Here is a 25940-nt window from a genome sequence, read left to right on the forward strand (position 1 = left end):
AATTTGCCTGGCGGCTTTAGCGCGGTGGTCCCACCTGACCCCATGCCGAACTCAGAAGTGAAACGCCGTAGCGCCGATGGTAGTGTGGGGTCTCCCCATGTGAGAGTAGGGAACTGCCAGGCATCAAATTTAGCGTGCTGATATGGCTCAGTTGGTAGAGCGCACCCTTGGTAAGGGTGAGGTCCCCAGTTCGACTCTGGGTATCAGCACCACTTTATACTTAGGTTAAAGTTCGGCAAGAAGTAAAAGAATTTGTCTGGCGGCTTTAGCGCGGTGGTCCCACCTGACCCCATGCCGAACTCAGAAGTGAAACGCCGTAGCGCCGATGGTAGTGTGGGGTCTCCCCATGTGAGAGTAGGGAACTGCCAGACATCAAATAAGTGAGAAGGCCATCCGAAAGGATGGCCTTTTTGCGTTTCTACGCTACACAAACTGTAGGCCGGGTAAGGCGAAGCCGCCACCCGGCATAACAAACAATTAATGAATCACCTGCGATAAAAATGCCCGCGTGCGTTCTGACTTCGGATGCGCAAAGAACTCATCCGGGGGTGCCTGTTCGACAATCTCTCCACGATCCATAAAGATCACCCTGTCAGCGACAGTTCTGGCAAACCCCATCTCATGCGTCACGCACAGCATCGTCATCCCGGATTGCGCCAGCCCAATCATGGTATCCAGCACCTCTTTCACCATTTCTGGATCCAAGGCTGATGTAGGCTCATCAAATAACATTATCTTAGGTTTCATGCACAGGGAACGGGCGATGGCCACACGCTGCTGCTGACCGCCGGATATCTGCCCAGGGAATTTATTGGCATGTTCAGCAATGCGCACACGCTCCAGATAATGCATTGCCAACGCTTCGGCCTCTTTTTTCGGCATCTTTTGAACCCAAATGGGGGCCAGCGTGCAGTTTTGCAAAACGGTCAGATGCGGGAACAGATTGAAGTGCTGGAACACCATCCCCACTTCCTGTCGTACACGGTCGATATTGCGAATATCTTCATTCAACTCGATACCATCAACCACAATACGCCCCTGCTGATGTTCTTCAAGATGGTTAATACAGCGAATAGTTGTGGATTTCCCTGAACCGGAAGGACCACAAAGTACGATACGTTCGCCCTGCTTCACCTTGAGATTGATATCCTTCAGGACATGAAATTGTCCGTACCATTTATTGACGTTTTCCAGCGTAATCATCGCGTCGGCAGGTGTCATAGTAATCTGGCTCATAATTTCCTCAGTGCGGTGTACGCCCGGTGTTAAAGCGCTTTTCCAGATGCTGGCTATAGCGCGACATGCTAAAACAGAAGATCCAGTAGATCAGAGCAGCGAAGACATATCCCTCGGTGGACATACCCAGCCAGACAGGGTCAACGGTAGCCTGCTGCACGCTGCTAAAGAGATCGAACAATCCGATGATGATCACCAGGCTGGTATCTTTGAAGAGGGCAATGATCGTGTTGACCAGACCAGGAATGACCAGCTTGAGTGCTTGCGGGAGAATGACCAGACCCTGCGTTTTCCAGTAACCGAGTGCCAGGGATTCAGCGGCTTCGTACTGGCCTTTAGGCAATGCCTGCAGACCACCACGCACAACCTCAGCAACGTAGGCTGACTGAAACAGAATCACCCCGACCAGGGCGCGGATCAGTTTGTCTATCGTTGTGCCTTCTGCCATAAACAGCGGCAGCATGACCGACGACATAAACAGAACGGTGATAAGCGGTACGCCACGCCAGAACTCTATGAAAATAACGGAGAGAACGCGTACGACCGGCATTTTTGAACGCCGTCCCAGAGCCAGTAAAATCCCCCACGGCAGAGCGCCAGCGATCCCCACAGAAGCAATAATGAGCGTCAGCGTCAGTCCGCCCCACTGACGGGTTTCAACACGCTCGAGCCCCAGAAAACCGCCATACAACAACACCCAAACAATAATCGGATAAACAACAGCCCAGCTCGCAATGTATCGGCCACGGTGAGGAAGCTTTTTCCAGAACATTACGGCGATGGAGAGCAGACCGATAACCAGCGCCAGATTAATCCGCCAGCGCTGTTCATGTGGGTACAATCCATACATGAACTGACCAAAACGTTCGTGGATAAAGACCCAGCATGCACCCGCTTTCGTACAATCCGCGCGTGTGGAGCCCACCCAGTTCGCCTGCAGGAAAGCCCAGTTAAGCAGCGGCGGGATCAGTTCCCAGATTAACCACAGGCACACAATGGTCAGCAGGCTGTTACTCCAGCTGGAGAACAGGTTCTTACGTGCCCAGATAATGAAGCGCCCACCTGTTGTGCTGGCAGGACGCGAGGAGTGCGACAATATCGCTTTTGTCATCATGGATCCTTAGCGCTCAACCAGTGCTATACGGCGGTTATAAAGGTTCATCAATAATGAAATCATCAGACTGATGATCAGATAAACAGACATGGTAATGGCAATGGTTTCAATCGCTTGCCCGGTTTGGTTAAGCACGGTCCCAGCGAACAGTGACACCATATCGGGGTAGCCGATGGCTGCGGCCAGTGATGAGTTTTTGACAATATTGAGGTACTGGCTGGTCAGTGGCGGGATGATGACCCGTAAAGCCTGCGGAATAATGACCTGGCGAAGCGTCACGGTATTTGGCAAGCCCAGTGAGCGCGCCGCCTCGTGCTGTCCGTAAGGGACAGCCTGGATCCCGGAGCGGATGATTTCCGCAATAAATGCGGAGGTATAAATCGAGAGCGCCAGCGTCAGTGCGGCCAGTTCCGGAATTAACACCATACCGCCCTGGAAGTTAAAACCACGCAGATGCGGAATATCCCAGTGCAAGGCTGCGCCAAATAACCAGTGGGCGACTGACGGCAGGCCAATAATCAGTGCAGCGCCAACCGGCCATGTTTTACGCAACTGCCCGGTTTTGATCTGATGCTTACGGTTATAGCGGAACACGCCGACAGAAATCGCGAGTGCGATAATTATTGCGATGATGAAGGCATAAAGCCCTTCGGCGACCTGCGGAGAGGGTATGTATAACCCGCGGTTGCTCAGAAAAAGAAGATCGAAAGCATCCACGGCCTGGCGTGGACCGGGAAGGTTACGCAGGACAGCGAAATACCAGAAGAAAATCTGCAGCAGTGGCGGGATATTACGAAAGGTTTCGATATAAATGGTCGACAGTTTCCGCAGCAGCCAGTTTTCAGAAAGTCGGGCCAGACCAAGGAAAAAGCCGAGTACGGAAGCGAACACAATACAGAGCGCTGACACCAGCAGCGTATTCAGCAGACCTACGATGAATACGCGTCCATACGTATCGCCTTCCTGATAATCAACAAGATGCTGAACAATGCCAAAACCCGCGCTGCGATCCAGAAACGCAAAACCCGAGGTGATGCCTCGGTTATTCAGGTTGGTAACGGTGTTGTGGATTAAATAAATGGCGATAACCACAACCACGACAACAGCAATAATCTGGAAAAGCCAGGCGCGGACCGCGGGATGAGAAAAGGACAGCGATCCTTTTACGGCTAAGCGGCGATGGGACATAAAAAACCTCGGTAACCATGACTCTGGACTGGGCACTGCGCTTGCAGTGCCCGTTACAGCAAAGACTTAACGTACAGGCGGTGCGTACTGAATACCGCCGTTATTCCAGAGATTGTTCTGGCCGCGTTTGATCTTCAGCGGGCTTTCCGAACCCACGTTGCGCTCAAAGATCTCGGCATAGTTACCGACCTGTTTAATGATGTTATAAGCCCACTTGTTATCCAGCTTCAGGTCCTTGCCGAAATCACCCTCTTTGCCCAGAAGATGTGCCATATCCGGCGTGGACGGATTAGCGGTTTTCTCATCGACGTTTTTCGAGCTGATGCCCATCTCTTCGGCGTTCAGCATGGCAAACAATGTCCAGCGAACGATGGAGAACCAGTCCTCATCGCCGCGGCGAACGACGGGGCCAAGAGGCTCTTTGGAGATCACTTCAGGCAGGACAATCCACTCGGCAGGGTTGCTCAATTTGATGCGTAATGCGTAGAGCTGTGACTGGTCAGACGCCAGGGTATCGCAACGGCCCGACTCCAGCGCCTTAGCCGACTCATCGGAGCGATCAAAGGTGACTGGGGTGTACTTCATTTTATTGGATTTGAAGTAGTCCGCGACGTTAAGCTCTGTGTCAGTACCCGCCTGGATGCACACGGTCGCACCATCCAGCTCTTTAGCGCTTTTCAGACCGGCTTTATTGTGAGTAAGGAAGCCGATGCCGTCGTAATAGGTGACGCCGGTAAATGACATGCCCATTCCCGCGTCGCGCGAGGAGGTCCAGGTCGTATTGCGGGAGAGCATATCAACTTCGCCAGACTGTAGCGCAGTGAAACGTTCTTTCGCCGTCAGTGGGGTATATTTTACTTTGCTGTCATCACCGAAAACCGCTGCGGCAACGCCACGGCAGACATCAACGTCAATACCGGTAAACTTGCCGTTCGCGTCGGCATAGGAAAAGCCTGGCAAACCGTCACTGATACCACATTGTACAAAACCTTTCTTTTTAACGGCATCAAGCGTCGTGCCCGCCTGCGCCTGTCCGGCTACAGCAAACAACACGCTCGCGGCGGCCAGGCTGGCTATCATCGTCTTTTTCATAATGGATCCTGTGTGGCGAAATTTATCGTTATAGAGGCGTTTTAAAACGCTTTTACCTGTCTGTGGCTTTGGCCAACGTTTATAAAGCAAACGTAATGCCAGGTTTTGCGCTCAATTAAATAAAGACAAGTGAACGCATAATGCTGAGTGTAGACAGGCTTAAATAAATCGAATGCCCCGAAACGGTGCGAAATTCCAACCTGCGCCACAAATTAGAGCAAAAGTTGGTTGAAGGATAAGGTTAAAGCCAGAGGTAGTTTCAGCCGTGAATATTGGCAGGGTATTAAATGGATTTAATATGTGAATATCATCACGATGGAATTGATAATTCGTCAGGATAAGCAATAAAGATGTGACGTAAATCTTATAAAAAATACCAGGCGTGAATAAAAGAGGGCTCTTTTTTTACTTATATGAAATTAGTGCACTATTTAAAAGCAAAAGCGCGGACAGAGCCGCGCTTTCAGGAATGAGTCATGCCCCAGTGGTTATTTGGTCAGAGCCACGATACCCAGCGTCAGACCCGCTATTGCGGCAGCACCGCCAGCGATAGCACCGGCTGTTTCCCAGTTATCCTGGGTGGTGCCTTTCATGCAGGTGTTGGTATGAACCAGTCGGCCTTGATCGTCGTATACCGGTACACATGGAGAATCGTGCGCGCAACCAGCAAGCAGCGCAGCGAGAAGTGCAACGGAAATGAATCTTTTCATGATGTTACCTCAGTGTTTTCTCACATTCGCCATAAAGCCAAAGCGGCAATTAACGAATTAGTGGCTATTTTACCACCGGTAGAAGTTCGCGTTGCAGGGGGAATAATCTCAAATTATGTGAATTGTAAAAATCATGGAGAAAACTGAGCGACAAAAAGAATTAATGGAGAAAATATGAAGCTGTAAAAATTTAAAACTGTTGTTTACCTTAAATAAAAAGGCACCAGAGGTGCCTTTTAGTAATGGTTATTGTTTATGGTTTGTGAATCGCCGACGGACAACTACAAAGAATACGGGTACGAAGAAGATAGCCAAAAGCGTTGCAGATAGCATGCCTCCCATTACACCCGTCCCGACAGCGTTTTGCGCGCCGCTCCCGGCACCGCTGCTCATTACCAACGGCATGACACCCAAAATAAAGGCCAGAGAAGTCATCAGGATAGGACGAAGGCGCATCCGGGAGGCTTCCAGCGTCGCTTCAATTATCCCTTTGCCCTCCTTCTCCATCAGGTCTTTGGCAAACTCGACAATCAGGATGGCATTTTTGGCCGATAATCCAATTGTTGTCAGAAGGCCGACCTGGAAATAGACGTCATTGTTCAGTCCTCGCAATGATGCTGCGAGAAGCGCACCAATTACCCCCAATGGCACAACCAGCATGACGGAGAATGGAATAGACCAACTCTCATACAGCGCAGCCAGGCATAAGAACACCACTATCAGTGAGATAGCATACAACGCTGGTGCCTGGTTGCCTGAAAGTCGTTCCTGAAATGACATACCCGTCCAGTCGTAGCCGATGCCAGAAGGCAGTTTTGAGGCGAGGCTCTCCATCATGACCATTGCTTCACCGGTACTTTTTCCCGGTGCGGATTCACCGAGGATCTCCATTGATGGCATGCCGTTGTAGCGTTCAAGGCGAGGAGAACCATACACCCAGTGGGCGTTGCTAAAGGCTGAGAACGGTACCATTTCGCCATTTGCGCTACGCACGTAAAGGTTGCTGATGTCTCCCGGCAACATGCGGAAGCGGGCATCGGCCTGAACGTACACTTTTTTCACGCGGCCATGATCGATAAAGTCATTTACGTAAGTGCCCCCTAATGCCGTCGAGATCGTCTGGTTGACATCAGAGAGGCTGATGCCCAGGGCCTGTGCTTTCTCCTGATCGACATCCAGTTTGAACTGAGGGGTATCTTCCAGACCGTTAGGTCGCACTCGAACCAGCAGGTCGGGGTGCTCCTTTACCATGCCGAGCAGTTTGTTACGCGCCTGAGTTAACTGCGCATGTCCCAGGTTGGCCTGATCGATCAGTTCGAAATCGAATCCCGTTGCAGTACCTAACTCGATAATTGCAGGCAGGTTAAAGGGAAATACGAGGCCATCTTTTATCTGGCTGAACGCTTTCGTCGCGCGACCCACAATGGCTTCAACGCTATTCTTCTCACCCGGGCGTTCTTCCCAGGGTTTCAGGCTGACGAAGGCGATACCGGAGTTTTGCCCCTGGCCGCTAAAGCTAAAACCATTAACGGTAAAGACGGACTCAACATTCGCTTTCTCTTTGGTCAGGTAGTAGTCCTGAACCTGATCGAGAACTTGCTGCGTACGTGTCTGGGTTGCTCCGGCAGGAAGCTGAACCATCGTCATAAACACCCCCTGATCCTCTTCAGGCAGAAAGGAGGTCGGCAAGCGCAGGAACAGTACCGCCATGCCGCCGACGATAAGCACGTACACCACCAGGTAGCGTCCGGTCTTGCGAAGAATACCGCTCACGCTGTTACTGTAGTGTTCCACACTCTTATCAAAGAGGGTATTGAACCAGCCAAAGAAGCCACCTTTCTTCTCGTGATGTTCACTGGACGCGGGCTTGAGCAATGTGGCGCAAAGGGCAGGGGTGAGGATCAGTGCAACCAGTACGGACAGCGCCATCGCAGAGACAATGGTGAGCGAGAACTGGCGATAGATGGCCCCCGTCGAGCCGCCAAAAAAGGCCATCGGGATGAATACTGCCGAAAGCACCATGGCGATACCGACCAGTGCGCCCTGGATCTGCTCCATCGACTTCTGTGTTGCCTCTTTTGGCGGCAGCTTGTCCTCAACCATGACGCGTTCGACGTTCTCAACAACCACAATCGCATCATCGACCAAAAGGCCTATCGCCAGCACCATCCCAAACATCGTCAGGGTATTGATGGAGAAACCGAATGCCGCCAGAACCGCGAAGGTCCCCAACAGAACGACCGGAACCGCAATCGTAGGAATGAGCGTTGCCCGCAGGTTTTGCAGGAACAAATACATGACGAGGAAGACGAGAACAATCGCCTCGAACAGGGTTTTCACCACTTCGTGAATGGAGATTTTCACGAACGGCGTGGTGTCATAGGGATAGACAACCTTCATTCCCTGCGGAAAGAATTGCTGCAGCTGTGCCAGCTTACTCTTAATTGCTGCCGCCGTATCCAGCGCGTTTGCCCCGGTTGCCAGCTTGATCCCGAGACCCGTAGCCGCCTGCCCGTTGATCCTGGTGACCATGTTGTAGTTTTCGCCGCCCAGCTCAATGCGAGCCACATCCTTCAGGTGCACCATGGAGCCGTCCTGGTTTACCTTCAGCGTCACGCGGCCAAACTCTTCCGGCGATTTTAGGCGGGTTTGCGCGATGATAGAGGCGTTCAATTGCTGGCCCGGAACAGATGGCGTTCCACCTAGCTGACCGGCCGCAATCTGGTCATTCTGCGTTTTCAGTTGATTGATAATATCCAGAGGCGTCAGCTGGTATTTATTCATCGCATTGCTGTCAAGCCAGATACGCATCGCATATTGCGCACCGAACAGCTGCACATCACCAACACCCGTTGTGCGACTAATCGCATCTTTCACATTCGAAGCGACGTAGTCAGAGATATCATCCTGAGTCAGGTTTTTATTGTCCGACACAAAGCCCGCAACCAGCAGGAAGCTACTGCTGGATTTTTCAACGCCAATCCCTTGCTGCTGTACTTCTTGTGGCAGCAGCGGCATGGCGAGCTGAAGTTTGTTTTGAACCTGAACCTGCGCGATGTCCGGGTCTGTACCCGACTCAAAGGTCAGAGTGATGGTGACGTTACCCGCAGAATCGCTGGTGGACGACATATACATCAGATTATCGATGCCGTTCATGTTCTGCTCGATAACCTGCGTCACGGTATCCTGCACCGTCTGGGCGTCAGCGCCAGGGTAGGTTGCTGTGATGGCAACAGCAGGAGGGGCGATGGTCGGATACTGCGCAACGGGCAGTTTCAGAATAGCCAGCCCGCCCGCAATCATCAAAATAATAGCGAGTACCCAGGCGAAAACCGGCCTTTGAATAAAGAAATTAGCCATGTCGTTGTCCTTAACTGGCTGGCGTGGCAGCGGTATCAGGTGTCGCCACGACGGTGACGCCAGGACGGACTTTTTGCAGGCCGCTGACAATCACGCGGTCGCCATTTTTCAGCCCTTCCGTCACCAGCCAGCGGTCGCCAATCGCCTGAGGTGCAACGACGGTACGCGATTCAACCTGGTTTTTATCGTTAACCACCATCACCGTTGCGTCACCGCGCGGTGTACGGGTGACGCCCTGCTGCGGAACCAAAATGGCATCCGGCTGTGTGCCTTCATCAATGCGCGCGCGGACAAACATACCGGGTAAGAGTTGATGCTGAGGATTCGGGAAGATCGCGCGCAGGGTAATCGAACCGGTGCTTTCGTCGACCGTCACATCCGAAAACTGCAGCATACCCTTCTGCGGGTATGGCTGACCGTTTTCCATCAACAGCTCAACGGTGCTGGTAGCGTCCCCTTTTTCCAGGCTGGTCTGTTTCAGGCGCATAAAATCATTGCTGGACTGAGTCACATCGACGTAGATGGGATCAAGCTGCTGTACCGTTGCCAGGGCGGTAGCCTGCCCGTTAGTGACGAGAGCCCCTTCGGTGACGCTGGATTTGCCGATACGTCCGTTGATGGGTGATGTTACTTTGGTATAGGCAAGATTGATGCGCGCGCTTTCAACACCGGCCTTCGCGGCAACGACGCTGGCATCGGCCTGTTGCGCCGTCGCCACTGCCTGATCGTATTCCTGCTTGCTGACATACTGGGTGCCGACCAGCGGGACATAGCGTTTCACCGTCAGATGCGCAATATTCGCTGCCGCCTGCGCTTTCGCCAGTTCGCCTTTCGCACTGTCATAGGCCGCCTGATACGTTGCAGGATCGATTTGATAAAGGGAGTCGCCTGCCTTCACATCACTGCCTTCTGTGAAGTTACGGCGCAGAATGATGCCGCTAACCTGAGGACGAACCTCCGCAACGCGATACGCATCTGTCCTGCCAGGAAGTTCCGTTGTGACTGCCAGTGGCGCGCTTTTCACAATGTGTACACTCACCTGAGGGGCTTGTGGATGTTGTTGCTGGTTTTCCTGCCCATCGCATCCGGTGAGCAGTGCGGCGCAGACAATAAAACCGGCTAAGGGTAAGAGTCTGAAATGATTCGTCATTACTGTTCCTTTAACTACCCATTAACCGATATTTGCCATAAATCGGTGACAGGGGTAGGGTACAAATACAAAAATGTAGCTGCATATAATAATGAGGGTATTTAATGTTTTTTAATTTATAAGTGCGAATGAAGAGGGGGGAAGACAAAAATCAGAATCAGACCGGGTCCATTAGACGATATACTTACTCATGAATAATCAAGTAAATGGGATTTAATGGTCTCATTCATATCTAGGGTGAATTTAATTGCTTTCATTCATTCACCTTAATTATAAATTAAGAGGATTGACTTTTTTTGTGCAAAATTAAAACCGTTTTTAGGGAATACTTTGTTACCTGACTCCAAAATTAAGTCTTCAACGTGTAAATAACGAGTAACTGTCTATGGCGCGTAAAAAGAAAGAAGATGCCCAGAAAACCCGGCAATTGCTGATCGAGGCGGCAATCGCTGAGTTTGCTACCCGTGGCGTAGCCAACACGACGCTTACGGACATCGCTGATGCCGCAAAGGTTACGCGCGGCGCAGTATACTGGCATTTTTCCAGTAAAGCCGAAATATTTAATGCCATTTGGGAGCAGCAGATCCCCCTGCGTGAAATTATTCGTGACAGGCTTTCTCTCACCGAAAATGATGACCCGTTGTTAATGCTCCGTGAGCAATTTATCACAGCGTTGCAATATATCGCGCGTGAACCACGGCAGTGTGCGCTTTTACAAATTCTGTATCATAAATGTGAATTTAAAAATGATATGATTTCAGAATGTGAAATTCGTAATCGTATTGGTTTTAACAATGATTATCTGCGCGCGACGCTGGAGAATTGCATTTCACGGAAAGTGATTTCACCGCAGGTTAATGTTGATTTGACGCTGATCGTTCTCCATGGCTTTTTTAGCGGGATAATTAAAAACTGGTTAATGAATAGCGACAGTTTTAATCTTTATCAGCAGGCCCCCGCTCTGGTCGACAACATCCTGGGGACACTCCCTGTGATACGGGTGTCGCCGCAGGATGACGTTTATACTTCCGCGCCGGGCAACATCTCCCCATGTTCACAAAGTGCCTCAATGGTTTGAGCACTGACCGGCTTACCTAACAGATAACCCTGGAGCGTGTGACAGCCCAGCTCTGTCAAAAACGTTTGCTGTGCTTCGGTTTCCACACCCTCCGCCACCACTTTTAGATTGAGCGTTTTTGCCAGCGCCACGATGGCTGAGACAATGGTGGCATCTTCACTTTCCCCACTCAATTCCTGCACAAAAGCACGATCAATTTTCAGTTCACTGGCGGGTAGGCGCTTAAGGTATAGCAGGCTTGAATACCCGGTTCCGAAGTCATCAATGGAGGCTTTCACCCCGGCATTGGTCAGTTCTGTCAGTACCCGCACGCTTTCGTCAGGGTTGCTCATCGCTGTGGTTTCGGTCACTTCGAGGATCAGCATTTCCGGAGGGACGTCGTGACGGGTCAGGCAGTCGAGCACCGTTTTTACCAGTGAAGGTTGTTCAAACTGCAGCGTCGACAGGTTCACCGCCATCGACCAGTTACGGTGCCCCTGTAGGTGCCACTCACGCAACTGGCGACAGGCTTCATTGATAACCCAGTTACCGATGGGAATAATCAGACCCGTTTTTTCTGCCAGCGGCAGGAAGAGTTCGGGCGTCAATAATCCCTGCTTCGGATGCTGCCAGCGTAGTAGTGCTTCAAAACCGAGGAGGGGGCCTGCAGGTGCATGGAACTTAGGCTGATAGAGCAAACGAAGCTCATCGCGATCGATGGCCAGCCACAGATCGTTCATCAACTGCAGATGGGTCTGCGCCAGCGTATTCATGGAGGGCTGGAAAAAATGATACCCGTTCCGGCCCATATGTTTTGTGTGGTACATCGCCGCATCGGCATTGAACATCAGCTCGCGATCGGTTTTGCCGTCATGCGGGTAAAGCGCGATCCCAATGCTGAGGGTCACCACCAGTTCATAAGGTTCCAGGTTGAACGGGTTATCTATAGCGCGAACCAGCGAATTGGCCAGCGAGGCCGCATCATCCGGGCCTTCACTCTCCGCCAGCAGAACAAATTCATCGCCACCGATACGGGCGAGAGTGAACTGGCCCTTCAGTGGCAGCAATAAACGCTCCGTCACGGCGACCAGGAGTTTATCGCCGACATCATGCCCGTAGGCGTCATTGATGGTTTTAAACCCGTCGAGATCCATGAACATCAGCGCAAAGTGCGTACCCTCGCGGTCTGCTTTACTGATAGCCTGATCGAGTCTGTCTTCCAGCAGGATACGGTTGGGCAAACGTGTCAGGGTATCGTGCAGCGCCAGTTGCGCGAGTTCCCGGTTCGCTTCTGCAAGCGACGAGGCCAGAAGGGCAGTACGTGCCTGAAGGCGGGCATCCAGCATCGACACCAGCAGGGTGATCCCAAGAATAGAGAGTGCGACGACGCTGACCAGCACCGCCAGCCAGCTCCCGTTGATACCTTCATGGTGAACCATTGTGGACATCGGAAACTGCGCCGCTTTCATGCCTGCATAGTGCATCCCGGCAATTGCAATTCCCATCGTGATGGCGGCCCCCATGCGCATCAGCACGACCTGTGCGGCTTCGTGACGCAGGCGGAAGGTCAGCCATAATGCCGCGAGTGAAGCGGCAAGCGCAATCGCGACCGAAATGGCCACCCAGACCTTGTCCCAGATAATCCCGGGCATCACTTCCAGCGCCGCCATGCCGGTGTAATGCATGGCAACAATACCGCTTCCCATCACCAGCGCGCCGGGCAACAGTCGGCGCAAGCGTAATTGCTCGCAGCTCACGAGCCATAGCGCAAAAAGCGACGAACCCACGGCGATAATCATGGATAACACCGTCAGGGTGGCGTTGTAGCTCATGCTCATGGAGAGGTCCATCGCCAGCATGCCGATAAAATGCATGGCCCACACGCCAATACCCATTGCAATACCGCCGCCAGCCAGCCAGACGCGGGCAGCGACGCCCTGGCTCCCGGCAACGCGTGCAGCCATGTTCAGCGCGGTATACGCAGCAAGGATGGCAACAACAAAGGAGAGGACTACCAGGATATGATTGTATTGGCTGACCAGCATGGACGGTTCTACTCGAGTGTGAGGTTACGCAAGAGCGGTTGGGAAGGGCGAGACATTATCACCGTAAGGTAATGACTCAAAGGGATTTAAATCCCCGTTTTTACTGTGTGATTACCGTGTTTTTGGCGATGTTCGCAGGCTAGTCGAGCTCAGAGCAATTGACCAGTTTTAGAGGATTCACGGAATTCATATTGCGACACTTATCGGTTTCGGTGCTCATCAGTTCAATCCACTGCATCAGCAGCGCATCGAAAATGAAAACAGAGACAGCAAAAACAACCAGCCACCAGTATTTACGAATCATTGTGCCATTCCGCAGGAAAGAACCAGTAAGGTGCTGGAAATATACACGAAAAGTCGCGCTTTAAAAGCGGGAGAGGTGAAGGTTTACAAAGCGTTGACGGTTGCCATTATGGGCAATAAAAAAGGCGCTTCCCCATGCCGAAGAGCGCCTTTTTAAACAAGCATTTAACTGATTAGTATCAGTTCATGCCGTATTTTTTCAATTTCTTACGCAGAGTACCACGGTTGATACCCATCATCAGCGCAGCGCGGGTCTGGTTACCGCGGGTGTATTGCATCACCATGTCCAACAGTGGCTGTTCAACTTCAGCCAGTACCAGCTCATACAGGTCATTAACATCCTGACCGTTCAGTTGAGCAAAATAGTTCTTCAGTGCCTGTTTAACCGAGTCACGCAGGGGCTTTTGAGTTACCTGGTCCTGGGAGTTAACGGTAGATACGGTCAGTACGTCAGAATTTACGCGTTGTTCGAACATAGTTCTGTCAGCTCTTTATTTCATTACGCAAGATTTTCGAAGTATGCCTCCAACGCCTCCAGCTGTACGCTGGCATCCTCTATGGCGTTGAATGTGCGCCGAAACTGGTCATTAGGAGCGTGCTCCTGGAGATACCAGGAGACGTGTTTACGCGCAATTCGGTACCCTTTTGCCTGACCGTAGTGGTCATGCAATTCCCGAACATGCGAACAAAGCAAGCGCTTGACCTCTGCCAGTGGCAGCGGAGCAAGCAGCTCCCCAGTGTCCAGATAATGCTGGATTTCCCGAAAGATCCAGGGTCTTCCCTGAGCGGCACGTCCTATCATCAGAGCATCAGCTCCCGTATAGTCGAGCACAGCTCTGGCTTTAAGCGGGTCAGTAATGTCACCATTCGCGATAATCGGAATGGAAACTTTCTGCTTAACTGCCCGAATGCTGTCGTATTCAGCTTCACCGTTGAACAAACAGGCGCGAGTGCGTCCATGAATGGTCAGGGCCTGAATGCCACAGTCTTCGGCCAGTTGGGCAATCTCTACACAGTTACGGTGTTCCGGCGACCAACCCGTGCGAATCTTTAACGTAACAGGAACGTCCACTGCGCTGACAACCGCCGTCAGGATTGACTTCACCTGGTCGGGGTATTGCAGAAGGGCTGAACCTGCAAGCTTGCGATTCACTTTCTTGGCCGGGCAACCCATATTGATATCAATAATTTGGGCTCCACTTTCCACGTTGATACGCGCGGCGTCTGCCATCTCTTCAGGCACGCTTCCGGCAATTTGCACGGTGCGAATACCTGGCTCATCCACATGTACCATCCGCAAACGGGACTTATCGCTTTCCCACACTTGTGGGTTAGACGACATCATCTCGGAAACGGTTAATCCTGCTCCCATCTCGTAGCACAACGTCCTGAACGGCCGGTCGGTAATACCTGCCATTGGCGCTGCGATCAGGCGATTTCTGAGCTGGTGGTGTCCGATGCGCATGAGTTAAGAAATGACCATACTGTGACTGCAAGGCGGCGTATATTACGCATTTTTTGCACGAGATGAAAGGCCAAACTTTGAACAATCCACTGCTGTAGATCAAGGAATCGCCGCTAAGACTATTCGGTGAAAATTATTCACCATTTAAATCATTATGTTATGCATTAATGGTTATTTTATGGGCGCTTACAATTTCCCGTAACTTATCATCATTTCTGAATAAATGAATCACATCAGCGGGATAATCTGCTGTTTTTAACAGCAGATTATCCCGCTTCTTTGCGATCTGCGTCGCATTTTAGAACATCATCTCAGCGCGAAAAATGCACATTATTCAACGACGACGCGGCCATGAAGTGACTGTACCGGACGGTTATTATCGTGATGCATCGTGTGGGTGAATTTACCCAACTGTTCTGCTGAGACCGTCAGCGGATGTTTGAGCACAATCCAGGTGACGCCCTCGGAGCACGGTGGGGTGGTGAGTGACCCGCTAAAGCGCCAGTACGTCTTATCTTTTGGCAGCAGCTGGTTCATGTCGAGGTTTGGCTTGATGCTGACGTTCTGGTCAACCTGGCCCGGCATCACGCCCCAGAGTTTATCCAGCTCAGCGTTAGCGGCACCTTGATTAAACATCACGGCAACCACCACCAGCTCACCCTTCTCGTTCTTATGCACCAGATGCATTTCCATTGCGAACGCCTTACCGTGCACCGTGTTTTCACTCGGCGCGTGGAAGTGGAACTGCTGTAAGGTCCAGGTTTGGTTATCGAGGGTGATGCTGTCGCGGGTGTCCGCCTTTTCAACGGCCTGAATAGTATGTCCGTTGTTTGTCAGCGTAACGGGGCCGTCAATATAGTGTGTTTCCAGTGGGGATAGGTGTGCTTTCGCGGTGGAATCGATGTTAATGGGAGACTGGTTCAACCCGCTTTTACAGGTCTTGTACGCCTCGTCCAGCTCGCCCCAGTGCTCCGGTGCGCCTTCACCTTGATAACTCCAGTGTGATGCAATAGCGGAAGCCGAGACCATGCTCAGCGCCAGCAGTGCTGCCTTGCCATAAACGTGTTTCATTACATTCTTCCTGTGAATTTTATTATTCAAATCAAAATTAAAACGCATGATTTGTGTGGTTATTTTAGCGGAGACAGGTGAAAGGCGGGAGAAATATCAGAGGGAAAAAGGCGTGGTCAGAGGACCACGCCAAAGGCTTATTTTTTACGACCGGTAATGCGGCACCACTCTTCTTTCTCAACCACCGGGTCGAGCGCGAAGAGATCGGCATAGGCTTCACAAACGCTGTCAGCCTGGCTTGCCAGAATACCAGAAAGCCCCAGCAGACCGCCCTCAACGGGCAGCACGCTGATTAATGGTGCCAGTTCACGTAATGGGCCAGCCAGGATGTTTGCCACTACCACGTCGGCTTTCATGGCCTCAGGTTGAGCATCAGGCAGATACAGCTCCAGACGGTCGGAAACGCCGTTACGCTCGGCATTATCGCGGCTGGCCTGAATCGCCTGCGGATCGATATCGATCCCGATGGCTTTTGCCGCACCCAGTTTCAGGGCAGCAATCGCAAGGATCCCTGAACCGCAGCCGAAGTCGATCACCGTCTTGCCTTCCAGATCCAGTCCGTCCAGCCACTGCAAACAGAGTGAGGTTGTTGGATGGGTGCCAGTTCCAAACGCCAGACCCGGATCGAGCATCACGTTGACCGCATTCGCGTCCGGTACGTCGCGCCAGCTTGGGCAAATCCATAGACGCTTGCCGAACTGCATCGGGTGGAAGTTATCCATCCACTCGCGTTCCCAGTCTTTGTCTTCCAGCTGTTCGATTTTATGCACAAAGCCTGCGCCCAGCAGCGGATGGTTTTCCAGAAGGGCAACCACCTCTTTCATATCGGTTTCCGCATCGAACAGGCCGATAACGTCGGTATCACCCCACAGGCGGGTTTCGCCCGGCAGCGGCTCAAAGACCGGCGTGTCATGCGTGTCCTGGAAGGTGATTGAGACCGAACCGGCCTCCATCAGCGCATCGCTCAGTTCCTCGGCGTTAGCGCCGGTTGTGTTCAGTTTTAGTTGGATCCACGGCATGGCAAAACTCTTTATTTATCAGTAGAAATCATAGCGGGTTGTGGAACGGGCTGACCGAAACGGTTTCCCACCACAAACGCCAGTAAACTTAGCAGTAACGAAGGCACAATCGGATGGAAGCCCAGATACTGAATTTTAAATGTTGCGAGCACGGCGTAAAGCACGCCGCCGACAATCATGGCGCTCAGCGCGCCTGCAGCATTCGCGCGCTTCCAGTAGAGTCCCAATACCAACGGCCACAGGAAGACGGCTTCAAGGCCGCCAAACGCGAGCAGGTTCAGCCAGATGATCATCTCCGGTGGGCGCCATGCGGCTAACAGCAGCAATGCGCCTAACACCAGGGTAATAACGGCCGACATGCGCTTCAGGCGTCGCTCATTTTTGACCTGCTCCGGGCGCAGGTTCAGATAAAGATCTTTAATGATCGTAGCGGAACTTTGCAGCAGCTGAGCGTTGATTGTCGACATGATGGCGGCCATCGGTGCGGCAAGGAAAATTCCGGCAGCGAACGGCGGAAGCACTTTGACCATCAGCGTTGGGATCACGAGATCCGGCACGGTGAGATCGGGGATCACCGCGCGCCCTAATGCGCCCGCCAGGTGCATACCAAACATCAGGATCGCGACAACGATAGTGCCGATAATGATACCTCGGTGCACGGCTTTGCTGTCTTTATAAGAGATACAGCGCACAGCCGTATGCGGCAGACCGATAACCCCAAAGCACACTAATACCCAGAACGAGGTCATAAATGTTGGAGAAAGGATGTCATCGGCGCCCTGTGGCGAAACCAGTTTTGGATCGATCGCCTCGAGCGTTTCAACCGCATGGCTCAGGCCGCCCGCGGCGTGGACGATGCCGACCAGCAGGACGATAGTGCCGATAAGCATAACCATGCCCTGCATCGTGTCGTTCAGCACGCTGGCGCGGAATCCACCAAACGCGGTATACAGCGCAATGCTTACTCCGAAGATGATCAGACCTGTCTCGTAGGGGATCCCGGCAGCCGTTTCCAGCAGGCGTGCCCCACCGATAAACTGTACCGTCATCGCGCCAATGAAGGCCACCAGCAGGCTTAAGCTGGCCAGCCACACCAGTAAACGGCTCTGGTAACGTGCAAACAGCATATCGTTGAGCGTCACGGCATTATAACGGCGCGCCAGAATGGCAAATTTTTTGCCCAGTATGCCGAGCGAGAGCCAGACGGCAGGAAGCTGGATCATTGCCAGCAGTACCCAGCCTAACCCGTATTTATAGGCGGCACCGGGTCCACCGATAAATGAACTGGCGCTGATGTAGGTCGCGGTCAGCGTCATGGCCAGCACGACGCCGCCCATCGAGCGGCTACCGAGGAAATACTCGTTCAGGAAGCTACCTGTCGTGCGTTTCCGCATGGCGTAAACGGACAAACCAAACACCACTAACAAGTAAGCGATAAGCGGCAGAATGACTTCAAGCTGCATCATCGTCCTCCAGCGGAATATCACGATAAATGAATTTCACCATTGCCCAGCACAGCAGGATAAAGACCAGCGGTACCAGCAGGCAGGCCATTTCAAACCAGTGTGGCAGGCCGGTGATGCCAATAGCGGAGTCAGGTAAGTAAGCGGTTACTAACCAGGCGGCAAGATAGAGAAGGGTCAGCCACAGCGCCCAGCGCGCTTCTTTATGGGCCTGAACAAAACGCTTGTCCATTTTATGTCCCTTGTGGATGAAGAAAGCGGGGATTGTACATGATGGGGCCTGGCGATCCCCAGAAATAAAAAAGGCCGGATAATCCGGCCTTTTCGCGTTGCTGCAGTCTTACTTCTCGTGCAGACCGAGTTTCTTCTCAAGATAGTGGATGTTAGTCCCACCATTCTGGAAGTGCTCGTCGCTCATGATGCGCATCTGCAGATCGACGTTGGTTTTGATACCGTCGATGATCAGCTCCTGCAGGGCGTTCTTCATGCGGGCAATCGCCACGTCACGGTTTTCGCCGTAGCAGATAAGCTTACCGATCATTGAGTCATAGTACGGCGGTACGGTGTAACCGGCGTAGATATGAGACTCCCAACGCACACCAAAGCCACCCGGCGCGTGGAAACGCGTGATTTTACCCGGGCTTGGCAGGAAGGTATTCGGGTCCTCGGCGTTGATACGGCATTCCACCGCATGGCCTTTCACCACAACTTCTTCCTGTTTGATGGACAGAGGCTGACCGGCTGCGATACGCAGCTGTTCTTTGATCAGGTCAACGCCGGTGATCATTTCTGTCACAGGGTGTTCAACCTGAATACGGGTGTTCATTTCGATGAAATAGAACTCGCCGTTTTCGAACAGGAACTCGAAGGTACCCGCACCGCGATAGCCGATATCGACACACGCTTTGGAGCAACGCTCGCCGATGTAGCGACGCAGTTCCGGGGTAATGCCCGGTGCTGGCGCTTCTTCGACCACTTTCTGGTGACGACGCTGCATGGAGCAGTCACGTTCTGCCAGATAGATGGCGTTACCCTGACCGTCAGCCAGCACCTGAATTTCGATGTGGCGTGGGTTTTCCAGGTATTTTTCCATGTACACCATGTCATTGCTGAAAGCGGCTTTCGCTTCTGCTTTGGTCATGGAGATGGACTGAGCCAGTTCAGCATCGCTGCGCACAACGCGCATACCGCGACCGCCGCCGCCGCCGGACGCCTTGATGATAACCGGGTAGCCAATGCGTTTAGCATGAGCACGGTTAGCATCCATGTCGTCGGTCAGAGGGCCGTCAGAGCCGGGTACGGTTGGAACACCGGCTTTTTTCATGGCGGTGATTGCAGACACTTTGTCGCCCATCAGGCGAATGGTGTCGGCTTTCGGGCCGATGAAGATAAAGCCAGAGCGTTCAACCTGCTCAGCAAAGTTGGCGTTCTCAGAGAGGAAGCCGTAACCCGGATGAATTGCCACCGCGCCGGTGATTTCAGCGGCGCTGATGATAGCCGGGATGTTCAAATAGCTTTTTACGGACGGAGCCGGGCCAATACAGACCGTCTCATCCGCCAGCAATACGTGTTTTAAATCGCGATCCGCGCTTGAGTGCACGGCCACGGTCTTGATGCCCAGTTCTTTACAGGCACGAAGAATACGCAGTGCAATCTCGCCACGGTTGGCGATAACAATTTTATCCAGCATGTTCGCCTCGTTACTCGATGACGACCAGCGGCTCGTCAAATTCTACCGGCTGACCACTTTCGACCAGAATCGCTTTCACAGTACCTGACTTGTCAGCTTCGATCTGGTTCATCATTTTCATCGCTTCAACGATGCACAGGGTATCGCCTACGTTGACTTTCTGACCCACTTCGATGAACGCCTTCGCGTCCGGGCTCGGGGTGCGGTAGAAAGTACCAACCATTGGGGAACGTACGATGTGACCACTGATTTCTGCAGCTGCTGCAGGTGCGGCTTCTGCGGCTGGCGCAACGGCTGCGGAAAGCGCAGGCTGCTGCACTGGCGCAGCATAAGCTTGCTGCATTACCGGGAAGCTAGCGGCTGGGGCTGCACGGCTGATGCGTACAGACTCTTCGCCTTCAGAAATTTCCAGTTCGGAGATGCCTGATTCTTCAACCAGCTCGATCAGTTTTTTAATCTTACGAATATCCATGAGTGGGTTCCGTACTCTTGTTTAGTTTGATTGTGACAAGCGTTTTACCGCTGTCTGTAAAGCGTATGAATAACCGTCTGCACCCAGACCACAGATCACGCCAGCAGCGATATCTGACAGATAGGAATGGTGGCGGAACGGCTCTCGGGCGTGCACGTTACTCAGGTGGATCTCGATAAACGGGATACTCACCGCGAGCAGTGCGTCGCGAATAGCTACACTGGTGTGCGTAAACGCGGCCGGATTGATCAGGATATAGTCCACATTGTCTTTAGCCTGATGAATACGGTCGATGATTGCGTACTCCGCATTTGACTGAAAATGGTCCAAATCGACATTCAGCGAAGCTGCTTCCGTCATCAGACGGTTAACAATTTCACTCAATGTTAGCGTGCCGTACTTCTCTGGCTCACGGGTGCCGAGCATGTTCAGGTTCGGTCCGTTCAAAACTAAGATCTGGAATTTATCCGCCATTGTGCCGCTATCTCCTGCGAATTTCCGGTAAAAAACAAAATATACCTTCGATGCGCGATTGTCACCTAATCAGAGTCTGAAAACTCCATCAGGAAAACCAAAGTCGCACATTATAACGATTTCGTAGCATTTGGCAGCTAAATACTGGTCTTATCAGGGAAGATTATCAACCGCTATCGGAAAAAGATTCGCGGTCGATAAGTAATCTGCGGGAAAACGCACAGTTTCACGAACTATCGCAACCACTGGCGGAACTTCTTGTAACGCCACGCTAAAAGCGCCAGTGCCAGCAGGGCATAGATGACCGGCTGCGGTGATAAAATCTTCACTGACCACAGGTAGTGGATGGGCGCGAGGATCGCGACAAGATAGACGAAGTTATGCAAGCGTTGCCAGCGCCTGCCCAGTTTTCGCTGGGCATATTGCGTGGAGGTCAGCGCTAATGCCAGCAACACCAGCCAGCTGACGATCCCCAGCGTCAAATACGGGCGCGTAACCAGTTCGCGGCCTAACAGTGCCAGATTATTAATGCCCAACTCCAGAAGCGCGTAGCTGGTGAGGTGCAGCGTCGCCCAGGCAAAACACCATAACCCCAGCAGCCGACGGGTGCGTATCAAAAGTGGCTGTTTAGCGTAGCGTGCCAGCGGCGATATCAGCAAGGTTGCCAGTAAAAATTTCAGAGCCATCCTACCGGTAAAATGTTGAATATCTTTCGCTGGATCGGCGCTGAATGCGCCGTGACTGACCGCCCAGAACAGCCAGATAAAAGGAAGCAGCCCGGCCAGGTGCAATAACACTTTGAGCCAGGTTATATGCTTAACGGTTAAACGCACTCAGAAGTTCTCCCGTAAATTCAGCCCGCGATAGAGCGACGCCACTTCATCCGCATAGCCGTTAAACAGCAGTGTAGGCTGACGCTTCACATCCAATGCGCCGCCAGAGCCGATAAACCGCTCGGTGGCCTGCGACCAGCGCGGATGGTCAACGTGGGGGTTCACGTTAGCAAAAAAACCGTACTCGCCGGGGGCCGCCAGGTTCCAGGTGGTCGGCGGACGTTCGCGGGTAAGCTTAATGCTGACGATAGATTTAATCCCCTTAAAACCGTATTTCCACGGTACGGTCAGGCGAACAGGCGCGCCGTTTTGCGGTGGAAGCGCTTTGCCGTAAACCCCAACGGTCAGCAGGGTGAGCGGATGCATGGCTTCGTCGAGGCGTAGCCCCTCCACATAAGGATACTCAAGCCCGCCGCCGATGAACCGATCCTTCTGGCCCGGCATCTCTTCCGGGGCGTAGCGCGTCTGGAAGGAGACGTATTTTGCATTGCTGGTGGGTTCAACCAGCGCCAGCAGCTTGTGCAGCGGGAAGCCGACCCAGGGCACCACCATCGACCAGGCCTCTACGCAGCGCATGCGATAGATACGTTCTTCGAGCGGAAAACGTGTGGTGAGGTCGTGATGATCCAGCGTGAGGGGCTTTGCTACCTCACCGTCGATTTTCAGGGTCCACGGATCGGTTTTCATGCTGCCTGCATTGGCGGCAGGATCGGCCTTATCCAGACCAAATTCGTAGAAGTTGTTATAGCCGGTAACTTTATCTTCCGGCGTGAGCGTCAGTTTGTTTTGCCATTCGGCCGGTTTCGTAAAGGTGAGTGGGGCACCGGAAGGGGCTTTCGGACGATCGTTGCCTTTAAACCAGTCGAGCAGATCGGCATGAGCCGCAGGAGTAAGGGTCAGCGCAGTGGCGCTGATGCCAAGCATTTTCAGGATCTGGCGGCGCTGTAACATAAAGACAGATTCTGACGTTACGTCGGCTTCCGTCAGTTTTCGGTTTTTCATGGCATCCTCCGTCATGCGTTTTTCTAAGCATGACGGAGGAGAAGCGTTAGCGCGAATATGTCACGAAAAATTGAAGATTAGGCAATTTTTACCAGCGCACGACCGTGGAACTGGTTATCCATGATTTTACTGGCATATTCAGGTGCCTGGCTGAGCGTAATCTCAGTGGCGCTCTGGGTATAGAATGATTCAGGGAGGTCGCGCGCCAGACGTTCCCAGGCTTCTGCACGACGGGCAAACGGAGTCATCACGGAATCTACACCCTGCAGGCGAACGTTACGCAGAATGAATGGCATCACGGTGGTTGGCAGGGCAAAACCGCCCGCCAGGCCACAGGCCGCCACGCAGCCGCCGTAGTTCATCTGCGCCAGCACTTTCGCCAGGACTTTGTCACCGACGGTATCCACTGCTCCCGCCCAGATCTGTTTTTCCAGCGGACGAGTTTCGGCAAACTCTTCGCGGCCCAGAATTCGGTTGGCACCGAGTTGACGCAGATAGTCATGGGTGCTTTCGCGGCCTGACACGGCAGCAACCTGATAACCCAACTGGTGCAGCAGCGTCACCGCCGTGCTACCCACGCCACCGCTGGCACCGGTCACGACAATCTCACCGGACTCTGGACGAATACCGGCATCTTCCAGCGCCATCACGCACAGCATGGCGGTAAACCCTGCGGTACCGATGATCATCGCTTTGCGACCATCCAGACCTTTTGGCAGCGGTACCAGCCAGTCACCTTTCACGCGGGCTTGTGAGGCCAGCCCGCCCCAGTGATTTTCTCCCACGCCCCAGCCCGTGAGCAGTACTTGCTGACCCGCATGGAAGCGAGGATCTTCGCTGGTATGCACGCGGCCCGCAAAATCGATCCCTGGCACCATCGGGAAATTTCGGATGATTTTACCCTTACCGGTAATTGCCAGTGCATCTTTGTAATTTAAACTGGACCAGTCGATATCGACGGTTACTTCGCCTTCGGGCAGTCGACTCTCTTCAATGGCTTGCACCGAGGCAAGCGTTTTGCCGTCCTGCTGTTCTAAGATCAAAGCCTGCATACAGGGTCCCCATTACGATTAAGATGATTGGAAAATAACGTCTGAAGACTATACTCGCTCAGTGCAACGCTATGCCGATTTAACGCAATAAATTGCCAGATACACCCGATTTGGTAGTATGCCGCATCTCAAATGCAAGTTAGCGCTTACTCGCTACCCCATCAACCCACGGAGTAATCTCAAGGATGCGATTAACGACGAAGTTCTCGGCTTTTATCACCCTGCTAACGGGGTTAACGATTTTTGTCACCCTGATTGGCTGCTCCTTAAGTTTTTATAATGCCATCCAGGACAAGTTGGTTAATCGGGTAGAGTCGGTTGCATCGGTTATTGATACGCGTTTGATTACAACTTCATTCCCGGCACTGTCGCCAGAGCTGGATGAGCTGATGGTGCCTGTTGATATTGTTCGGGTCGATATCGTCCAGGGAAAGCAGACCGTTTTCAGTCATACCCGGCGGGGGAGCTACCGTCCAGCCGGTACGGTCAGTCAGTATCGGGTCGTCACGGTCGATTCGCTTAAACATCCGGGTATGACCATTCGCATGGTCTATCAGGATCCGATGGCCAACTATTTTCACTCGTTGATGACCACCGCGCCTCTCACCATTGCTGTTGCTTTTATCGTGCTGCTTATTTTTCTGGCGGTTCGTTGGTTGCGCCGTCAGCTTGCCGGACAAGAATTGCTTGAAACACGCTCAGTAAGGATCCTGAACGGTGAGCGTGGCCCGCAGGTGCGGGGTTCGGTCTATGAATGGCCGACGCGCACCAGTAGCGCACTGGATGTGTTGCTCTCAGAAATCCAGTTCGCCAGCGACCAGCGTAGCCGCATGGACACGCTAATCCGCTCTTACGCGGCACAGGATAATAAAACCGGTCTGAATAACCGTCTCTTTTTTGATAATCAGCTGGCGACGTTGTTGGATGACTCCGAAAAGGTGGGTACCCACGGCGTAGTCATGATGGTCCGCTTGCCTGATTTCGATCTGCTGCGCGACACCTGGGGACAGCGTGTGGCGGAAGAGAACCTCTTTACGCTGATCAATCTCCTGTCTACTTTTATCATGCGCTACCCGGGGGCGCTGCTGGCACGGTATCACCGGAGCGACTTTGCCGTGTTATTGCCGCACCGCACGTTGAAAGAGGCGGAAAGTATCGCCAGCCAGCTACTGAAAGCCGTCGATGCGCTGCCGCAAAGCAAAATGCTCGACAGAGACGATATGGTCCATATGGGGATCTGTGCCTGGCGCGGTGGGCAATCGACTGAGCAGGTGATGGAGCATGCGGAAGCCGCTACCCGCAACGCCGTTTTGCAGGGCGCAAACGGATGGGCGGTTTACGACGATTCGCTGCCGGAAAAAGGACGCGGGAACGTGCGCTGGCGTACTTTGATTGAGCAAATGCTCAGTCGTGGCGGGCCACGGATCTATCAAAAACCGGCGGTCCTGAAAAATGGAAATGTGCACCACCGCGAGTTGATGTGCCGTATTTTTGACGGTTCGGAAGAGGTTATTTCTGCTGAATACCTGCCGATGGTACTGCAATTTGGATTATCTGAAGAGTATGACCGCCAGCAGATAACCCGGGTGATTCCGTTTTTATCGTTTTGGCCGGAAGAAAACCTGGCATTACAGGTTACCGTAGAGTCGTTAATACGCCCGCGTTTTCAACGCTGGCTGCGCGATACTTTAATGCAATGCGAAAAATCGCAACGCAAACGCATTATTTTTGAACTTGCTGAGGCGGATGTAGGTCAACACATCAGCCGGTTGCGTCCGGTGGTGCGTTTGATCAATGCGTTGGGTGCGCGAGTAGCGGTCACGCAGGCCGGTTTAACGCTGGTCAGTACCCGTTGGATCAAGGAGCTGGATGTTGAGTTATTAAAGTTACATCCAGGTCTGGTAAGGAATATCGAAAAGCGCACGGAAAACCAGCTGCTGGTACAGAGCCTGGTGGAAGCATGCAAAGGAACGCAAACACAAGTATTTGCCGCAGGCGTGCGTTCGCGAAGTGAATGGCAGATGTTGACAGAGCGCGGTGTAACAGGAGGTCAGGGGGATTTTTTTGCCGCCTCTCAGCCGCTTGACACCAATGTGAAAAAATATTTGCAAAGATACTCTGTTTGACCTGCCGTTTAATTTGTT

General features: G+C 52.6%; 23 protein-coding genes, 1 tRNA gene and 2 rRNA genes. 5 read left to right on the plus strand and 21 right to left on the minus strand.

Annotated features, from left to right (window positions below; translation table 11 throughout):
* The first annotated feature begins 6 nt into the window (after window positions 1-6).
* The 3 genes from rrf (KW829_RS10980) (at window position 7) to rrf (KW829_RS10990) (ending at window position 371) form a co-directional block, all read left to right on the plus strand.
* Window positions 7-122 (plus strand): 5S ribosomal RNA (gene rrf / locus KW829_RS10980).
* A 14-nt stretch (window positions 123-136) separates the two neighbouring features.
* Window positions 137-212 (plus strand) — tRNA-Thr (locus KW829_RS10985).
* A gap of 43 nt (window positions 213-255) precedes the next feature.
* Window positions 256-371, plus strand: a 5S ribosomal RNA gene (gene rrf / locus KW829_RS10990).
* Between the two features lie 106 nt (window positions 372-477).
* On the opposite strand, the gene KW829_RS10995 is transcribed toward rrf (KW829_RS10990), so the two are convergent.
* From KW829_RS10995 to KW829_RS11025, 7 genes are all read right to left on the minus strand, one after another.
* Entirely contained in the window at window positions 478-1236 is a 759-nt protein-coding gene (locus tag KW829_RS10995) for an amino acid ABC transporter ATP-binding protein (RefSeq protein WP_010436211.1), read from the minus strand.
* 7 nt (window positions 1237-1243) lie between these two features.
* Window positions 1244-2347: an amino acid ABC transporter permease gene (locus KW829_RS11000; RefSeq protein WP_010436209.1), complete on the minus strand. Its 1104-nt coding sequence runs from the start codon at window positions 2345-2347 to the stop codon at window positions 1244-1246.
* Window positions 2348-2356: 9 nt separating this feature from the next.
* Window positions 2357-3538: an amino acid ABC transporter permease gene (locus tag KW829_RS11005; protein ID WP_010436207.1), complete on the minus strand. Its 1182-nt coding sequence runs from the start codon at window positions 3536-3538 to the stop codon at window positions 2357-2359.
* Between the two features lie 66 nt (window positions 3539-3604).
* On the minus strand, window positions 3605-4630 hold the full coding sequence (locus KW829_RS11010) for an amino acid ABC transporter substrate-binding protein (RefSeq protein WP_010436204.1): 1026 nt from the start codon (window positions 4628-4630) through the stop codon (window positions 3605-3607).
* Window positions 4631-5118: 488 nt separating this feature from the next.
* The gene (locus KW829_RS11015; RefSeq protein ID WP_006178893.1) at window positions 5119-5340 is read right to left on the minus strand and encodes a lipoprotein; all 222 of its coding nucleotides are present in this window, start codon (window positions 5338-5340) and stop codon (window positions 5119-5121) included.
* Window positions 5341-5586: 246 nt separating this feature from the next.
* Entirely contained in the window at window positions 5587-8700 is a 3114-nt protein-coding gene (locus KW829_RS11020) for an efflux RND transporter permease subunit (protein WP_218308235.1), read from the minus strand.
* Window positions 8701-8710: 10 nt separating this feature from the next.
* Complete coding sequence (locus tag KW829_RS11025; RefSeq protein ID WP_218308236.1) at window positions 8711-9850, minus strand: efflux RND transporter periplasmic adaptor subunit; 1140 nt, start codon at window positions 9848-9850, stop codon at window positions 8711-8713.
* A 385-nt stretch (window positions 9851-10235) separates the two neighbouring features.
* On the opposite strand from KW829_RS11025, the gene envR reads away from it, so the two are divergent.
* Complete coding sequence (gene envR / locus KW829_RS11030; RefSeq protein ID WP_172701297.1) at window positions 10236-10928, plus strand: acrEF/envCD operon transcriptional regulator; 693 nt, start codon at window positions 10236-10238, stop codon at window positions 10926-10928.
* Here envR and KW829_RS11035 read toward each other — a convergent pair.
* The 14 genes from KW829_RS11035 to KW829_RS11100 all read right to left on the minus strand — a co-directional run bounded on the left by KW829_RS11035 (window position 10871) and on the right by KW829_RS11100 (window position 23796).
* On the minus strand, window positions 10871-12952 hold the full coding sequence (locus tag KW829_RS11035; protein WP_172701296.1) for a bifunctional diguanylate cyclase/phosphodiesterase: 2082 nt from the start codon (window positions 12950-12952) through the stop codon (window positions 10871-10873). The two genes, envR and KW829_RS11035, sit on opposite strands and share 58 nt — an antisense overlap.
* Window positions 12953-13091: 139 nt before the next feature.
* A complete protein-coding gene (locus KW829_RS11040) occupies window positions 13092-13256 on the minus strand; it encodes a DUF2556 family protein (RefSeq protein WP_003860373.1) in 165 nt (54 codons plus the stop codon).
* A gap of 178 nt (window positions 13257-13434) precedes the next feature.
* Entirely contained in the window at window positions 13435-13731 is a 297-nt protein-coding gene (gene fis / locus KW829_RS11045; RefSeq protein ID WP_000462905.1) for a DNA-binding transcriptional regulator Fis, read from the minus strand.
* A 23-nt stretch (window positions 13732-13754) separates the two neighbouring features.
* On the minus strand, window positions 13755-14720 hold the full coding sequence (dusB, locus tag KW829_RS11050) for a tRNA dihydrouridine synthase DusB (protein ID WP_010436190.1): 966 nt from the start codon (window positions 14718-14720) through the stop codon (window positions 13755-13757).
* Between the two features lie 330 nt (window positions 14721-15050).
* A complete protein-coding gene (locus tag KW829_RS11055; protein WP_010436188.1) occupies window positions 15051-15791 on the minus strand; it encodes a carbonic anhydrase in 741 nt (246 codons plus the stop codon).
* Window positions 15792-15928: 137 nt separating this feature from the next.
* Window positions 15929-16810: a 50S ribosomal protein L11 methyltransferase gene (gene prmA, locus KW829_RS11060; RefSeq protein ID WP_089598437.1), complete on the minus strand. Its 882-nt coding sequence runs from the start codon at window positions 16808-16810 to the stop codon at window positions 15929-15931.
* A gap of 11 nt (window positions 16811-16821) precedes the next feature.
* Window positions 16822-18273: a sodium/pantothenate symporter gene (gene panF / locus KW829_RS11065; protein ID WP_218308475.1), complete on the minus strand. Its 1452-nt coding sequence runs from the start codon at window positions 18271-18273 to the stop codon at window positions 16822-16824.
* Window positions 18263-18505: a YhdT family protein gene (locus KW829_RS11070; protein WP_006178860.1), complete on the minus strand. Its 243-nt coding sequence runs from the start codon at window positions 18503-18505 to the stop codon at window positions 18263-18265. The genes panF and KW829_RS11070 overlap by 11 nt, the downstream gene beginning before the upstream one ends.
* Before the next feature lie 108 nt (window positions 18506-18613).
* Entirely contained in the window at window positions 18614-19963 is a 1350-nt protein-coding gene (gene accC / locus KW829_RS11075; RefSeq protein WP_010436177.1) for an acetyl-CoA carboxylase biotin carboxylase subunit, read from the minus strand.
* Between the two features lie 10 nt (window positions 19964-19973).
* Window positions 19974-20435: an acetyl-CoA carboxylase biotin carboxyl carrier protein gene (gene accB, locus KW829_RS11080; protein WP_010436174.1), complete on the minus strand. Its 462-nt coding sequence runs from the start codon at window positions 20433-20435 to the stop codon at window positions 19974-19976.
* 21 nt (window positions 20436-20456) lie between these two features.
* A complete protein-coding gene (gene aroQ / locus KW829_RS11085) occupies window positions 20457-20909 on the minus strand; it encodes a type II 3-dehydroquinate dehydratase (RefSeq protein ID WP_108416103.1) in 453 nt (150 codons plus the stop codon).
* 233 nt (window positions 20910-21142) lie between these two features.
* On the minus strand, window positions 21143-21742 hold the full coding sequence (gene msrQ / locus KW829_RS11090) for a protein-methionine-sulfoxide reductase heme-binding subunit MsrQ (RefSeq protein WP_089598441.1): 600 nt from the start codon (window positions 21740-21742) through the stop codon (window positions 21143-21145).
* Window positions 21743-22744, minus strand: coding sequence for a protein-methionine-sulfoxide reductase catalytic subunit MsrP (msrP, locus tag KW829_RS11095; protein ID WP_218308237.1), 1002 nt, complete (start codon window positions 22742-22744; stop codon window positions 21743-21745).
* 77 nt (window positions 22745-22821) lie between these two features.
* Window positions 22822-23796, minus strand: a complete 975-nt coding sequence (locus KW829_RS11100; RefSeq protein WP_218308238.1) for an MDR family oxidoreductase — start codon at window positions 23794-23796, stop codon at window positions 22822-22824.
* Between the two features lie 185 nt (window positions 23797-23981).
* On the opposite strand from KW829_RS11100, the gene csrD reads away from it, so the two are divergent.
* Window positions 23982-25922, plus strand: coding sequence for an RNase E specificity factor CsrD (gene csrD / locus KW829_RS11105; RefSeq protein ID WP_211448293.1), 1941 nt, complete (start codon window positions 23982-23984; stop codon window positions 25920-25922).
* Window positions 25923-25940: the final 18 nt, after the last annotated feature.

The sequence above is a fragment of the Enterobacter sp. ENT02 genome (assembly GCF_019219165.1).
Classification (GTDB): domain Bacteria; phylum Pseudomonadota; class Gammaproteobacteria; order Enterobacterales; family Enterobacteriaceae; genus Enterobacter; species Enterobacter mori.

Coding starts and splice junctions, on each gene's coding strand:
- KW829_RS11000 (WP_010436209.1), bottom strand. CDS start 2,347: ATGACAAAAGCGATATTGTCGCACTCCTCGCGTCCTGCCAGCACAACA.
- dusB (WP_010436190.1), bottom strand. CDS start 14,720: ATGCGCATCGGACACCACCAGCTCAGAAATCGCCTGATCGCAGCGCCA.
- KW829_RS11010 (WP_010436204.1), bottom strand. CDS start 4,630: ATGAAAAAGACGATGATAGCCAGCCTGGCCGCCGCGAGCGTGTTGTTT.
- csrD (WP_211448293.1), top strand. CDS start 23,982: ATGCGATTAACGACGAAGTTCTCGGCTTTTATCACCCTGCTAACGGGG.
- prmA (WP_089598437.1), bottom strand. CDS start 16,810: ATGCCGTGGATCCAACTAAAACTGAACACAACCGGCGCTAACGCCGAG.
- KW829_RS11100 (WP_218308238.1), bottom strand. CDS start 23,796: ATGCAGGCTTTGATCTTAGAACAGCAGGACGGCAAAACGCTTGCCTCG.
- KW829_RS11020 (WP_218308235.1), bottom strand. CDS start 8,700: ATGGCTAATTTCTTTATTCAAAGGCCGGTTTTCGCCTGGGTACTCGCT.
- KW829_RS11005 (WP_010436207.1), bottom strand. CDS start 3,538: ATGTCCCATCGCCGCTTAGCCGTAAAAGGATCGCTGTCCTTTTCTCAT.
- msrP (WP_218308237.1), bottom strand. CDS start 22,744: ATGAAAAACCGAAAACTGACGGAAGCCGACGTAACGTCAGAATCTGTC.
- envR (WP_172701297.1), top strand. CDS start 10,236: ATGGCGCGTAAAAAGAAAGAAGATGCCCAGAAAACCCGGCAATTGCTG.
- KW829_RS11015 (WP_006178893.1), bottom strand. CDS start 5,340: ATGAAAAGATTCATTTCCGTTGCACTTCTCGCTGCGCTGCTTGCTGGT.
- KW829_RS10995 (WP_010436211.1), bottom strand. CDS start 1,236: ATGAGCCAGATTACTATGACACCTGCCGACGCGATGATTACGCTGGAA.
- KW829_RS11055 (WP_010436188.1), bottom strand. CDS start 15,791: ATGAAACACGTTTATGGCAAGGCAGCACTGCTGGCGCTGAGCATGGTC.
- fis (WP_000462905.1), bottom strand. CDS start 13,731: ATGTTCGAACAACGCGTAAATTCTGACGTACTGACCGTATCTACCGTT.
- panF (WP_218308475.1), bottom strand. CDS start 18,273: ATGCAGCTTGAAGTCATTCTGCCGCTTATCGCTTACTTGTTAGTGGTG.
- KW829_RS11040 (WP_003860373.1), bottom strand. CDS start 13,256: ATGATTCGTAAATACTGGTGGCTGGTTGTTTTTGCTGTCTCTGTTTTC.
- KW829_RS11035 (WP_172701296.1), bottom strand. CDS start 12,952: ATGCTGGTCAGCCAATACAATCATATCCTGGTAGTCCTCTCCTTTGTT.
- accB (WP_010436174.1), bottom strand. CDS start 20,435: ATGGATATTCGTAAGATTAAAAAACTGATCGAGCTGGTTGAAGAATCA.
- accC (WP_010436177.1), bottom strand. CDS start 19,963: ATGCTGGATAAAATTGTTATCGCCAACCGTGGCGAGATTGCACTGCGT.
- KW829_RS11070 (WP_006178860.1), bottom strand. CDS start 18,505: ATGGACAAGCGTTTTGTTCAGGCCCATAAAGAAGCGCGCTGGGCGCTG.
- aroQ (WP_108416103.1), bottom strand. CDS start 20,909: ATGGCGGATAAATTCCAGATCTTAGTTTTGAACGGACCGAACCTGAAC.
- KW829_RS11025 (WP_218308236.1), bottom strand. CDS start 9,850: ATGACGAATCATTTCAGACTCTTACCCTTAGCCGGTTTTATTGTCTGC.